Raw genomic sequence first — 13491 nt, 5'->3', positions numbered from 1 at the left:
CGGCTATTAGTTAGCGCTAGTATCTAAAGGTTCAAAACTTTTAACCAATTCATCTAGCTGTTTCATTTGTAGTAAATAAGGTTCTAATTTATCCAACTTTAATGCACAAGGTCCATCACATTTAGCTTGATTTGGCTCTGGGTGAGCTTCAATAAATAATCCAGCGAGACCAAGTGACATGCCGCTACGAGCCAACTGAGCCGCTTGCGCTCTGCGACCATCGGCAGAATCAGAACGTCCACCAGGCTTTTGAAGAGCATGGGTTGCATCAAAAATGACAGGTGCATAATCTTTCATTTCATCCATACCAAGCATATCAACTACGAGATTGTTATAGCCATAACAAGAACCCCGTTCACATAATATTACTTTGTCATTGCCCGCTTCCAAAAACTTATTAATGATATGACGCATTTCATGGGCCGCTAAAAACTGTGGTTTTTTAACGTTAATGACGGCATTGGTTTGAGCCATTGCAACGACTAGGTCTGTTTGACGTGCTAAAAATGCAGGTAGCTGAATAACATCTACAATTTCAGCAACTGGTTGCGCCTGATGAGGTTCATGAACGTCTGTAATCAGCGGCACATCAAAGGTGTTTTTAATTTCTTCAAAAATCTTTAAGCCTTCTTCCATTCCAGGGCCACGATAAGAATGAACCGATGAACGATTGGCCTTATCAAAAGAAGCCTTAAAAACATAAGGGATATTTAATCGAGTTGTTACTTCTTTGTAGTGTTCTGCTATCCGCATTGCCAGATCACGAGATTCTAGTACGTTCATACCGCCAAACAATACAAAAGGTTTGTCATTCGCAACGTCTACATTGCCTACCGAAATAGATTGTTGATTATTCACTTAAATTGCTTCTCTATAGCTGAATTTATTACATAAGTTAGCGCTATAGTAGGAATATTAAAGTGCGGAGTAAAGGAAATTTGTCGGTGGCACGAGTAAGCAAATTGAGATTAATCGCCACTTGAGGACACTCTAACTGATGAAGTAAAAAACCACGATCACGGCGTTCGTAAGGGTCATCAGGACAAAGTTCAATTAGCAAATCCACCGCGCGAAGTGCCATTTGGTAATTTTCTTCTCGGATATAAGACGCTTTTAAATTATGTAATAACCTAACCAATATTTCTTCTGTAGAGGCAACATTGAGTGTGTCTGAGGGCATTTCCTCATCTTCTGTTTCACCTACGATACTAAAATATAACGCTTCTAACTCTTGCCATTTAATAGTGTTGCCATTAAGTGGATCGATAAAGCGTAAACGCTTTTCCTGACTTTGAAAAACGAATTAAAAAATGCCCAGGAAAGTTAACCCCTGCCACATTGAATCCAAGTTGATTGGCGATAGCAGAAAAAACAATGGATAGGGTGACGGGAATCCCAGTGTGATAGTCAATAACTTGGTCTACTAAACTATACTTGGCATTAAAAAAGTTGTTTTCATCGCCGCTAAATGCCAATTGAGTATAGAAACCGTCGATTAGTTGTTGAAAAAACCTTTCCAGTTCCGACCCATTAGAATCGATATTTTTGCGACTTGTTTGGCTAGTACAGTAATTTTGCCGCAACGTCCTTACGTACGTTGATGCTGTTTCCAAATTGGGGTTGAGTTTATAATAAACTCGCCAAACAACAGAGAGTCTTTTCTCATTGATAGACATGGTGTATGGCTATCCAACAGTATCCTCTAACAATTTGACATTATGTATTGACTTATCGGTTTTAGCGTAGTGAAACCTTAAAACACTTATCCATGTGATCTATTTGTTAAAAGCCGATTAAAGTGCTTGTTTACTAACCAGCTAAGTTAGCAGCCAAACATTAAACACACAATAGCGAGAGGTAAAACCACCCATGTTTTATCGCTGAATAGAAATTTAAGTAGTACAACCTAGTCCAATATAGGCGATACCAGAACGATTTTTTGCCACAACCAAGGTTGTTGGCTCGGATAAAAGGTCGATAAAACATAGAGTTATAGCAGTAACCAGCAACAGGGTATCAATTACATGCGGTACTATTTTCACCCATTTTTTATGTAACAATGTTGAATTACGCTGTAACCATACAAATCGTAAAATAAATAAAATAATGCTTAATGCCACTGCAGTAAGGTGAAGATGTTTGGTCATCATGTACATAAAACGCCCTTCTAATTATTATGTTTTTCAGTTGGAAAATTTGCACCTCAATATAAAGGAAGACTTTTGAGGCGGCCAACACTTTATACTAGACCAGTAGTCAAATCGAGAAGCCTTTGATTATTTTTTTGATAAGCAGCGTTCCCCGTAAGCTTGCTTGTATTAACGTTTGAAACTGGCGATTATTGATTAAACAGGATCAGGGTATTGCTGTTGTATATTCTCTATTTTCTCGATATTTTCGAGTAAAATGTCGACCAGTTTAGGTTCAAACTGTTTTCCTCGCGCCTCTTTGAAGGTATCTAGCACTTTATCCAACGGCCAAGCCTCTTTGTAATTGAGTTTACTACGCAGGGCATCATAAACATCAGCAATGGCCGTAATCCGACTAAAAATATGGATTTTTTCACCCTTCAAACCTCGAGGGTAGCCATTGCCATCCCAATGTTCATGGTGATCGCGAGCGACTTGGGCCGCTGACTGAATAATTTTGCGACGAGAATCTTTCAACAAATCATAGCCGATTTGAGCGTGCCGTTTGGCAGCTTCTTTTTCTAAGTCATTGAGTGGACCCGGTTTACCTAATATATCGGTTGGAACTTTCAATTTTCCGACATCATGCAATGGCACAGCTAAGGCGAGCATTTCAATTTGTGTCTCAGATAAACCATACTCTTTGGAGAGCAGTTTACACATTTCAACCATCCTTTGAATGTGCTTTCCAACGCTAAACTGTTTTTCCATAGCATCGCCCAAACGTTCGATTATTTCTCGTTGGGAGTCTTCAATATCTTTTGTGAGAAGCACGTTATCAAAAGCTATTTGGACATTATTAGTTTAGCGAGTTTTGCGCAGCTTTGGTTAACGTGTCTATAAATTACAGATATCAAATCGCGCCATTGAAGTTGCATAAAAATTTAGTGTAAAACCACAGTCAAAGCGCTTTCCCAATGCCGCATTTGCATTTTTAGTAGTTGCGCGGAAGGGTCTTGAGGACAACGTTTTATGAAAAACTGGTAATCGGCTTTCGCCACTTGAGGACACTCTAACTGATGAAGTAAAAAACCACGATCACGGCGTTCGTAAGGGTCATCAGGACAAAGTTCAATTAGCAAATCCACCGCGCGAAGTGCCATTTGGTAATTTTCTTCTCGGATATAAGACGCTTTTAAATTATGTAATAACCTAACCAATATTTCTTCTGTAGAGGCAACATTGAGTGTGTCTGAGGGCATTTCCTCATCTTCTGTTTCACCTACGATACTAAAATATAACGCTTCTAACTCTTGCCATTTAATAGTGTTGCCATTAAGTGGATCGATAAAGCGTAAACGCTTTTCCTGACTTTGAAAACGAATTAAAAAATGCCCAGGAAAGTTAACCCCTGCCACATTGAATCCAAGTTGATTGGCGATAGCAGAAAAAACAATGGATAGGGTGACGGGAATCCCAGTGTGATAGTCAATAACTTGGTCTACTAAACTATACTTGGCATTAAAAAAGTTGTTTTCATCGCCGCTAAATGCCAATTGAGTATAGAAACCGTCGATTAGTTGTTGAAACCTTTCCAGTTCCGACCCATTAGAATCGATATGTTTTGCGACTTGTTTGGCTAGTACAGTAATTTGCGCAACGTACTTAAGTACGTTGATGCTGTTTCCAAATTGTTGAGTTAATAATAAACTCGCCAACAAAGAGTCTTTCTCATTGATAGCATGGTGTAAGGCTTTCACAGTATCCTCTAACAATTTGACATTATGTATTGTTATCGGGTTAGCGTAGTGAAACCTTAACACTTATCCATGATCTATTTGTTAAAAGCCAATAAGTGCTTGTTTACTAACCGCTAAGTTAGCAGCCAACATTAAACACACAATAGCGAGGGTAAAACCACCCCATTGTTTTATCGCTGAATCAGCAAATTTTAGTACGTAAAACCCTAGTCCAATATAGGCGATAACCAGAACGATTTTTTGCCACAACCAAGGATGTTGGATAGGATTAAAAGGTACGATAAAACATAGAGTTATAGCAGTAACCAGCAACAGGGTATCAATTACATGCGGTACTATTTTCACCCATTTTTTATGTAACAATGTTGAATTACGCTGTAACCATACAAATCGTAAAATAAATAAAATAATGCTTAATGCCACTGCAGTAAGGTGAAGATGTTTGGTCATCATGTACATAAAACGCCCTTCTAATTATTATGTTTTTCAGTTGGAAAATTTGCACCTCAATATAAAGGAAGACTTTTGAGGCGGCCAACACTTTATACTAGACCAGTAGTCAAATCGAGAAGCCTTTGATTATTTTTTTGATAAGCAGCGTTCCCCGTAAGCTTGCTTGTATTAACGTTTGAAACTGGCGATTATTGATTAAACAGGATCAGGGTATTGCTGTTGTATATTCTCTATTTTCTCGATATTTTCGAGTAAAATGTCGACCAGTTTAGGTTCAAACTGTTTTCCTCGCGCCTCTTTGAAGGTATCTAGCACTTTATCCAACGGCCAAGCCTCTTTGTAATTGAGTTTACTACGCAGGGCATCATAAACATCAGCAATGGCCGTAATCCGACTAAAAATATGGATTTTTTCACCCTTCAAACCTCGAGGGTAGCCATTGCCATCCCAATGTTCATGGTGATCGCGAGCGACTTGGGCCGCTGACTGAATAATTTTGCGACGAGAATCTTTCAACAAATCATAGCCGATTTGAGCGTGCCGTTTGGCAGCTTCTTTTTCTAAGTCATTGAGTGGACCCGGTTTACCTAATATATCGGTTGGAACTTTCAATTTTCCGACATCATGCAATGGCACAGCTAAGGCGAGCATTTCAATTTGTGTCTCAGATAAACCATACTCTTTGGAGAGCAGTTTACACATTTCAACCATCCTTTGAATGTGCTTTCCAACGCTAAACTGTTTTTCCATAGCATCGCCCAAACGTTCGATTATTTCTCGTTGGGAGTCTTCAATATCTTTTGTGAGAAGCACGTTATCAAAAGCTATTTGGACATTATTACTGAATATTTCCAGAAGCTTTTTATCATAGCGATTCATTGCTCTGGGAATACCAGATAAATACAACAGGGATCCATTAGTATGTTTACCCTGACAATAGGCTGCAACGTATTCATCGCCATAAACCAGTGATTTTTCTTTCAATGCTTTTCTACAGGCAACAAGCTCATCCCCGGTTACAACATCTTCTAACAACGCTCCTTCTTGTCCATGGTACTCTCCTTTTCCAGAGAACACGTAAAACTCCTTAGGCTCGAATACATCAATTGGATTAGGGGCGGCAATGGCTGAAGTGATATAAGCAGCATCCTTTGTTCCTCCAAGTAGCGAAGATAGCTGTTGAATAATACCTTCGATAAAATTTTCTAAGGAACGAATAGAAAATAAATTTGCAGAAGCGGAAATGATTTTTTCTAAACCTTGCCGATTCTCTTCAATTACCATGATATCTCGATATGAGCGAAGAGCTGCGATTACCACAGTGAACAATTTCTGAGCTGTAAGTTCGGTTTTCGATTTATAATCATTAATATCGTAATTTAGAATCACATCACGCTCTGGTGCTTGCCCGGGCTGCCCTGTGCGTAAAATGATACGAGTGAAATTGTTGTGAAGCTCGTTACGTACATATTGGGCAACGTCTAAACCGGCTTCATCTGTTTCCATTACAACATCTAACAACACAACCGCAATATCATCATGCTGCTGGAAAAGTTCTTTAGCTTCTTTCCCGCTGTATGCGCTAATAAAGCGAAGGCCTTTTTCCTGAAAAACAAAATCGTTCAATGCAAGCTTGGTAACCGCATGAACCTCAGGTTCATCGTCAACTATAAGGACTTTCCATACACCTTTCTGAACTTCAATTTTTTCGTCTGTGTCTTCAGCAAACAGAAACATATCAGACATAGCATAACCTCATAGATAAATATCCGAGACAATCTACCATTTAGAAACTACTTGAGCCACAGAAATTTAATACCTCAAAAACAACAGGCTTAACCTAACAAATTCATCGAACCTCATACACTTTCAAGTAGTTTTGCCCTGCACTTTAACCAGTGCCGTTTAACCAGGACACCCACCTTTAATTCATATGACATAAAATCTGGTCAGAATGCGTTTAACCAGGACACCCACCTTTAATTCACATGACATAAAGACTTTAACCAGGACACCCACCTTTAATTCACATGACATAAAATCTGGTCAAAATCACTTTAACCAGGACACCCACCTTTAATTCATATGACATAAAATCTGGTCAGCATAGGTTTAAACATGGCTGTCTTTGTTGTTATTTGTTGTTAGTTTTGCCCAGCACTTTAACCAGGACACCCACCTTTAATTCACATGACATAAAATCTGGTCAGCATAGGTTTAAACATGGCTGTCTTTGTTGTTAGTTTTGCCCAGCACTTTAACCAGGACACCCACCTTTAATTCACATGACATAAAATCTGGTCAGAATAGATTTAAACATGGCTGTCTTTGTTGTTAGTTTTGCCCAGCACTTTATCCAGGACACCCACCCTTTAATTCACATGACATAAAATCTGGTCAGAATAGGTTTAAGCATGGGTGTCTTTGTTGTTACACATGACATAAAATCTGGTCAGAATAGGTTTAAGCATGGGTGTCTTTGTTGTTAGGTTTAAGCATGGGTGTCTTTGCTGTTATCTTTGTTGTTATTTTGCGTATTTGCTAGAAAGCTGAAGTGAGATAGGTCAGTTGACGTGTAATAGAATTAGCGTTTTTGAGCTGCACTTATACGGGGTTGGTTATTTAGGTCTTTTTTATGAAATATATTTATATATTGATAGTGTGCAAATAGTTTACCGATAGCCTCAGATTGATTGTATCCATGTTCAATAAGCAGCCAACCTCCTGCTTCTAGATGCTGAAGTGATTGCTCAATGATTATTTTAATGTCATCTAAACCATCTTTTCCAGAAGTTAAAGCAGATACAGGCTCAAAACGCACATCACCTTGTGAAAGGTATTGGCTGTCACTTTCAACATAAGGCGGATTACTAACAATCAAGTCAAAAGTGTTAGCGCCTAATTCACTAAACCAACTACTGTGCAGAAATTTGACATGAGACAATTGATTGGCAACTGCGTTGCGCTTTGCTAAAGCGACTGCATCTTCAATGACATCCACACCTAAAACATCCCATTCAGGCTTTTCTTGAGCTAAAGACAATGCAATAGCCCCTGTACCTGTGCCCAAATCTAGCACTTTTGCATTTTGATTTAAGGGTAATTGCAACGCTTGTTCAACCAATAATTCAGTTTCAGGGCGCGGAATCAGCGTATCAGGAGTTACCTCAAGACTTAGCGTCCAGAAATCTCGTTTACAAATTAAATGTGCTACTGGATGACCTAGCTTGCGCTTACAAACCAATTGCTGAAAACGTGATTGGGCGCTCTCATCAACAATTTGATCAGGCCAAGTCATCAGGTAAGTCGTTGATTTTCCGATGCAGTAAGCTAGTAACAATCTAGCATCCGTTTTTGGACTTTCGCCCTCTGACAGATGCTGATAGGCCCAATTCAACAGTTCTGAAACGCAGGAACCTGCAGTCAAATTTGGATTAGTTTCCATCAGACAAAGAGGCTAACAGGTCAGCCTGATGCTCCTGTCTAATTGGCTCCAGCAACGCATTCACATCGCCGGCAATTACGTCATCCAATTTGTACAAGGTTAAATTGATTCTATGGTCGGTCACTCGGCCTTGGGGAAAATTATAAGTACGAATGCGCTCTGAGCGATCCCCACTCCCAACCAAGTTTCTGCGTGTCGAAGCTTCTTCTGCAGCGCGTTTATCGTCCTCGATTTGATTCAATCTAGATTGCAGTACAGACATAGCTTTCGCACGGTTTTTGTGCTGAGAACGTTCATCCTGACATTCGACTACAACGCCTGTAGGTATGTGAGTTAGACGAATTGCAGAGTCTGTTTTGTTGACGTGCTGTCCTCCCGCCCCCGATGCCCTAAACGTATCAATTCTTAAGTCTGAAGGATTAATTTCAATTGCTTCAGATTCTGGTATTTCAGGCAATACTGCAACAGTACAAGCAGAGGTATGAATCCGACCTTGAGATTCCGTTTCAGGAACCCGTTGAACTCGATGTCCACCAGATTCAAATTTCATGATTCCATAGACGCCGTCGCCGATAATATTCGCAACCACCTCTTTGTAACCACCGTGCTCACCTTCGTTTGCATTGATAAGCTCTACTCGCCAGCCTTGTGTCTCAGCATAACGGCTATACATCCTAAATAAATCACCAGCAAAAATAGCGGCTTCATCTCCACCAGCCCCAGCCCTGATTTCCAAGAAGCAATTGCTATCGTCATTAGGATCTCTTGGCAGCAATAATATTTGTAAGTCATTTTCTAAACTTTCGATTTTCGACTTAGCTTCTTTATACTCTTCTTGTGCCATCTCGCGCATTTCTGCATCATCTTCTTGCATCATTTCTTGCGCAGATTTTAAGTCTTCCTGGGCTTGCTGATAAAGCTTAAAGGTTTTAACAACACTTTCTAATTGAGAATATTCTTTAGATAACGCGCGGAATTTATTTTGATCAGCAATAATTTCTGCATTACTTAACAACGCCTGAACTTCTTCAAATCGTTCGATAAGGGTTTCTAATTTACTGACTACTGAATCTTTCATGATTTTCCTGTTTGTTCTTTTTCGACATCCAGACCCAATGTTTGCCTGAGCAATGACAATGTATCTTGGTCTTGTTCTGATGCAGCACGGCTCAGCGCTTTGGTTGGCGCGTGTAGTAACGCATTGGTCAGTTTATTTGATAATTCTATCACGACTTCTTGCGGATCTTTGCCTTCGGCCAATTGGCTTAGAGCACGTTGTTGTAATTTAACTTTAACGTCATTATTTTGCTGACGAAATAATTTCAATGAATCAATCGATTCTAGTGAGTTTTGCCAATTAAAGTAGACCTGAGCCTGTTCTCTTATGATCAACTCAGCTTCGTCGGCAGCTTGTTGGCGACTGGCCAAATTCTGTTCGACAATATGTTGTAAATCATCAACCGAATACAAATAAGCATCATCTAAATCTGCGACTTCGGTTTCTATATCTCTAGGTACCGCAAGGTCCACGAAGAAGATAGGCTTATGTTTACGGTCTTTTAGCGCACTTTCTACCATCCCCTTACCGATAATGGGCAAAGTACTTGCAGTAGAACTAATGACAATATCGGCTTCATGCAAAACATTGGGAATTTGCGCAAGTGTAATAACGTTAGCGTTTATTTGCTCTGCTAATTCTTTACCACGGCTTAATGTCCGGTTGGCAACGGTAATCTTGTTCACACCATTATTGGTCAGATGTTTAGCAACCAATTCTATTGTTTCACCAGCCCCTATTAACAAAACTTTGGTTTTTGATAATGAAGAGAATATCTGTTTTGATAACTGCACAGCAGCAAAAGCAACGGAAACCGCATTAGCACCAATGTCTGTCTCTGTTCGAACTTTCTTTGCCACCGAGAAAGTATGTTGGAATAACTTTTCAAGTTGACTATTCACTGCGCCATAATTTTTGGCGCTCGTATACGCTTGTTTTACCTGCCCTAGAATCTGCGGCTCACCCAATACTAAAGAATCTAAACCACTGGCGACTCGCAAAATGTGCTGGATAGCCTCTTGTTCTTCAAGCAGATAACTATGGCAAATAAGTTCGTTGGTATCTAAATTATGAAAGTTAGCAAGCCACTTGATCAGCTTATCGCCTAACGAATGTTCAGTTGATATATAAATTTCAGTTCGATTGCAGGTAGATAGAATTACTGATTCTTCAGCACCTAAATGCTCTCGCAAAGAGGCAAGCGCTTCCACCATGGATTCCACAGGAAAGGCAACTTTCTCGCGTAAAACCACAGGGGCCGTTTTGTGATTAATTCCTACAGCAATCAGTGTCATTGAGAAATGCTAGTCAACCGTGCAATATTATTGGGAGCGGCATTGTACGCAAAAGCCAAAAGTATTGAAAGTAGTGGAGCTTCTGTGTTCCCATATAAAATAACAATCCAACTCAATTTTAGCTGTTTTTTATCAGAAGTCTTAATTAACGCATAAAAAATCATCTAAATCTCAATTTGGCACTTTGCATGAAATCGATTTTTGTCATATCTGCTTGTTTGACCATACTGTTACTATCAGGTTGTGTAACATCGACTAGAATTAATCAAAGTATCGATAGCGAACGTCATCAGCAGCAGCTTTCAGATTTAACCCATTGGAAAATCAAAGGGCGCTTAGCATTCAAAAGTGAAGAAGATAAAGTTAGTGCTTACATGAATTGGCAGCAGCAACTAACTCAATTTGATTTACAATTAAATACCTTTATAGGTACCAGCATTTTAAAAATGCAAAGTGGTGATAACTACGCAAAATTAGAAGTTGATGACCAAACCTTCACCGATACTGACCCCAATAAATTGATTTTACGGGTAACAGGTTGGAATATTCCGGTAGAAAAGCTCGGACTTTGGGTAAAAGGACAACATACAAAAAATGATAACGTGGTGTACGATGAGTACGGTTTAGTCAGTAAGTTAGAAGCTAAATGCAAAAAATGCGTGCCTTGGACGTTAACCTATTCTGACTACAAAAAAGTGGAAGAACTTTGGTTACCCCATGCTATTGAGCTGACCAACACGCAAAATACCGCGAATCAAATTAAAATTAAAATATCTTCTTGGCAGAGAATGCAATGATACAGAGCCCGCTCCCTCAACATTGGTGGCCTAGCCCCGCCAAATTAAACCTTTTTTTGCACATCAATGGACAAAATGAAAAAGGTTATCATTTATTGCAAACATTATTTCAATTAGTGGATATTGGTGATCAATTAGCGTTTGAAGTCACTGATGACGGCGTCATTAGCATAAAAAGCGAACTAGAAGGTGTAGCCCAAGAAGATAATTTAATCTACAAAGCAGCCAAACAATTACAGCAACTTTCAGGCTCAACTTTAGGTTGCAATATCTGGTTAGATAAACAGCTTCCAATGGGAGGTGGCATTGGCGGAGGTTCATCCAATGCGGCAACAACCTTGGTTGCGCTCAATGCATTGTGGAAAACGAAATTGTCAGAATCGCAATTAGCTGACATCGGATTAACCCTAGGTGCCGATGTCCCTATATTCATCTATGGCAAAACCGCTTTTGCAGAGGGTGTGGGAGAAAAAATCACAGCAACCGAGCTTCCTTCGAAATTTTATCTGATTGTTTTTCCAAATTGTCACGTGTCCACTGCGGAAATTTTTGCGGCGGATGATTTAATCCGAAATTCAGCTAAAATAGCCTGGCAAGATTACGAATTTACGAAAACTCGCAATGATTGCCAAAAATTAGTCTGTGATCGCTATCCTAAAGTTGCAAATTTATTACGTCAGTTGTTAGAATACGCGCCGTCGAGAATGACAGGGACAGGAGCGTGCTTATTTTCTGTTTTTGACACTTTCGAACAAGCTGAGCAGGTTAAACGAATCTTGCCTGAAGATTGTCAGGCGTTTGTCGCAAAAGGTATTAATACATCCCCCTTACATGAGTATTTAGCTATAATGCAATTAACCTCGGCTTAACTGCTGACAAACGCAATCTAGACTAAGCTCGCGGCAACCCTGAAACGCGATGAATCAATGTAGCCCATTGGTTACCCTTAACACTTTCGCACTGAGGAAATTTCTTGTGCCGGACATGAAGCTTTTCGCTGGTAATGCAGTACCAGAACTCGCCCAAAAAGTAGCAGATAGACTTTATACTAAACTTGGCCACGCTAGTGTGGGCCGCTTCAGTGATGGTGAAATAAGCGTCGAAATCCATGAGAATGTACGTGGTTCTGACGTTTTTATCATTCAATCAACTTGTGCCCCAACTAACGATAACCTAATGGAATTGATCGTGATGATCGACGCACTTCGTCGCGCATCAGCAGGTCGTATAACCGCTGTAATTCCATATTTTGGCTATGCACGTCAAGATCGACGAGTTCGCTCGGCGCGTGTTCCTATTACCGCAAAGGTAGTGGCTGATTTCTTATCGAACGTGGGTGTTGACCGCGTATTAACCATCGACTTGCATGCAGAACAAATTCAAGGTTTCTTCGATGTGCCAGTTGATAACGCATTTGGAACACCGATTTTGCTAGACGATATGCGTCGTCGTGATTTTCATAATCCAGTAGTAGTTTCGCCAGACATCGGTGGTGTAGTAAGAGCCCGAGCAATGGCAAAACTGCTTAATGACACAGATTTGGCGATTATTGATAAACGTCGTCCCAAAGCTAATGTCGCACAAGTTATGCATATCATTGGTGATGTAAACGATCGAGATTGTATCATTGTCGATGATATGATCGACACTGGCGGTACATTAGGTAAAGCAGCTGAAGCACTAAAAGCTCACGGTGCAAGAAACGTGTATGCCTATGCAACTCATGCGATCTTCTCTGGTAATGCAGTGGAAAATATTCAAAACTCAGTGATTGATGAAATTATCATCACCGATAGTATTCCACTTGCTGATGACATAAAAGCTTTGAGCCGTGTCAAACAACTAACCTTGTCCAACATGTTAGCTGAAGCAATTCGTCGAGTGAGTAATGAAGAATCCATTTCAGCGATGTTCGAGTACTAATTTCTAACAGTACACGAGATTGATTAAAAGCCGTTTGATTGTAAAATCAAACGGCTTTTTTATGCACTTTTATAAAATGTAATTGTCAAAGTATCGTGTTATACATGGTTGTATATTGTACAAAATAATATTGATGGGATAAAAATGAATAAGTTACTGTGTCTATTTTCGATAATATTTTTTGTGGGTTGTTCAGGTACTGATACTGCCGACACCAGCGTGTCTGCAGCGGCTCAAGCAAAACCGGCTGTAGAATTGAAAAAAGCGAACAACAGTGAAGCCACACAAGAGGAAACAGAAATGCTCACTATTACTGGCACCATTGTTTATAAAGGTATGGAAGGTGGATTTTTTGGCTTAGACGCAAATGATGGCAAAAAATACATGCCCAGAGGAATGAACAAAGAACTATTGCAAAATGGCATGGTTGTCGAAGTAAAAGGCTATGTTTTAACTGATGTACTAACGTTTCAACAATATGGTGAAGTACTCAAAGTAGTAGAAGCTATTGAAATTGATAGAAGTAAAGTTAAGCAAAAAGACGCTTGGTGAGCCCTCTCTCGTCTTGTATAAAAAATTGAGCCCGAACAATGTCGGGCTCTCGAACCATATTAATCTATTTGAACATGAGA

The 13491-nt window shown here is 39.7% G+C and carries 15 protein-coding genes; 4 read left to right on the top strand and 11 right to left on the bottom strand.

The window, feature by feature from the left end; translation table 11 throughout:
* Positions 1 to 6: 6 nt before the first annotated feature.
* From kdsA to hemA, 11 genes are all read right to left on the bottom strand, one after another.
* Positions 7 to 858 carry a 3-deoxy-8-phosphooctulonate synthase gene (gene kdsA / locus VUI23_RS06890; protein ID WP_216050287.1) on the bottom strand — a complete coding sequence of 284 codons (852 nt, stop codon included), beginning with the start codon at positions 856 to 858 and terminating at the stop codon, positions 7 to 9.
* Between the two features lie 43 nt (positions 859 to 901).
* Positions 902 to 1180: a tetratricopeptide repeat protein gene (locus tag VUI23_RS06885; RefSeq protein ID WP_342807464.1), complete on the bottom strand. Its 279-nt coding sequence runs from the start codon at positions 1178 to 1180 to the stop codon at positions 902 to 904.
* A 73-nt stretch (positions 1181 to 1253) separates the two neighbouring features.
* Positions 1254 to 1676, bottom strand: coding sequence for a transglutaminase family protein (locus VUI23_RS06880; protein WP_342807462.1), 423 nt, complete (start codon positions 1674 to 1676; stop codon positions 1254 to 1256).
* A 216-nt stretch (positions 1677 to 1892) separates the two neighbouring features.
* The gene (locus VUI23_RS06875; RefSeq protein ID WP_342807460.1) at positions 1893 to 2150 is read right to left on the bottom strand and encodes a SirB2 family protein; all 258 of its coding nucleotides are present in this window, start codon (positions 2148 to 2150) and stop codon (positions 1893 to 1895) included.
* A 195-nt stretch (positions 2151 to 2345) separates the two neighbouring features.
* Entirely contained in the window at positions 2346 to 2963 is a 618-nt protein-coding gene (locus tag VUI23_RS06870) for an HD domain-containing phosphohydrolase (RefSeq protein ID WP_342807458.1), read from the bottom strand.
* Between the two features lie 110 nt (positions 2964 to 3073).
* A complete protein-coding gene (locus VUI23_RS06865) occupies positions 3074 to 3889 on the bottom strand; it encodes a tetratricopeptide repeat protein (protein ID WP_216050286.1) in 816 nt (271 codons plus the stop codon).
* A gap of 81 nt (positions 3890 to 3970) precedes the next feature.
* Entirely contained in the window at positions 3971 to 4342 is a 372-nt protein-coding gene (locus VUI23_RS06860; RefSeq protein ID WP_252729378.1) for a SirB2 family protein, read from the bottom strand.
* A 195-nt stretch (positions 4343 to 4537) separates the two neighbouring features.
* Positions 4538 to 6088, bottom strand: a complete 1551-nt coding sequence (locus VUI23_RS06855) for a DUF3369 domain-containing protein (RefSeq protein ID WP_303500211.1) — start codon at positions 6086 to 6088, stop codon at positions 4538 to 4540.
* Between the two features lie 838 nt (positions 6089 to 6926).
* On the bottom strand, positions 6927 to 7787 hold the full coding sequence (gene prmC / locus VUI23_RS06850) for a peptide chain release factor N(5)-glutamine methyltransferase (protein ID WP_342807456.1): 861 nt from the start codon (positions 7785 to 7787) through the stop codon (positions 6927 to 6929).
* On the bottom strand, positions 7777 to 8865 hold the full coding sequence (prfA, locus tag VUI23_RS06845; protein ID WP_216050281.1) for a peptide chain release factor 1: 1089 nt from the start codon (positions 8863 to 8865) through the stop codon (positions 7777 to 7779). The genes prmC and prfA overlap by 11 nt, the downstream gene beginning before the upstream one ends.
* Positions 8862 to 10139: a glutamyl-tRNA reductase gene (gene hemA / locus VUI23_RS06840; RefSeq protein WP_216050280.1), complete on the bottom strand. Its 1278-nt coding sequence runs from the start codon at positions 10137 to 10139 to the stop codon at positions 8862 to 8864. Before hemA ends, prfA begins: the two co-directional genes overlap by 4 nt.
* A gap of 188 nt (positions 10140 to 10327) precedes the next feature.
* Here hemA and lolB point away from each other — a divergent pair, with 188 nt between their 5' ends.
* The 4 genes from lolB to VUI23_RS06820 all read left to right on the top strand — a co-directional run bounded on the left by lolB (position 10328) and on the right by VUI23_RS06820 (position 13411).
* Complete coding sequence (lolB, locus tag VUI23_RS06835; protein ID WP_342807454.1) at positions 10328 to 10936, top strand: lipoprotein insertase outer membrane protein LolB; 609 nt, start codon at positions 10328 to 10330, stop codon at positions 10934 to 10936.
* Positions 10933 to 11805, top strand: a complete 873-nt coding sequence (gene ispE / locus VUI23_RS06830) for a 4-(cytidine 5'-diphospho)-2-C-methyl-D-erythritol kinase (RefSeq protein WP_342807452.1) — start codon at positions 10933 to 10935, stop codon at positions 11803 to 11805. The genes lolB and ispE overlap by 4 nt, the downstream gene beginning before the upstream one ends.
* A 106-nt stretch (positions 11806 to 11911) precedes the next feature.
* Entirely contained in the window at positions 11912 to 12859 is a 948-nt protein-coding gene (locus VUI23_RS06825; RefSeq protein WP_216050277.1) for a ribose-phosphate pyrophosphokinase, read from the top strand.
* Between the two features lie 144 nt (positions 12860 to 13003).
* On the top strand, positions 13004 to 13411 hold the full coding sequence (locus tag VUI23_RS06820; protein WP_216050276.1) for a hypothetical protein: 408 nt from the start codon (positions 13004 to 13006) through the stop codon (positions 13409 to 13411).
* Positions 13412 to 13491 lie beyond the last annotated feature (80 nt).

It is taken from the genome of Alteromonas sp. M12, from assembly GCF_037478005.1.
Lineage (GTDB): Bacteria > Pseudomonadota > Gammaproteobacteria > Enterobacterales > Alteromonadaceae > Aliiglaciecola > Aliiglaciecola lipolytica_A.
The sequence above is the reverse complement of the archived record's forward strand: the minus strand, read 5'-3'. Positions and strand labels throughout refer to the sequence as shown.